We start from the raw sequence: 207 nt of genomic DNA, 5'->3' as shown, positions 1-207 counted from the left end.
ATCCAGAAGATCCAACAAAATCAGGTTTCATGGGCTGTCCAGCTCGCTGGAATAGTCAAATTTCAACAAAAAATCAATATGAAGCAATGAATCTTGAAGAAGCTGGATTTGAATTGTTAGATCCAGGTTCAGGTGCAGGTCTTTCAGGTTCGATTGCTAAAGAGTAAGAACGTGGTGAAGGCTGGTTTGGTTACTACTGGGCACCAA

At 41.5% G+C, this 207-nt stretch carries 1 pseudogene; it reads left to right on the top strand.

From position 1 onward, the window contains the following. A pseudogene (locus V6255_RS19165) lies at nt 1–164 on the top strand (ABC transporter substrate-binding protein); the annotation flags it as partial. Nucleotides 165–207: the final 43 nt, after the last annotated feature.

It is taken from the genome of Psychromonas arctica (assembly GCF_038155225.1).
GTDB classification, from domain to species: domain Bacteria; phylum Pseudomonadota; class Gammaproteobacteria; order Enterobacterales; family Psychromonadaceae; genus Psychromonas; species Psychromonas arctica_B.
The sequence above is the reverse complement of the archived record's forward strand: the minus strand, read 5'-3'. Positions and strand labels throughout refer to the sequence as shown.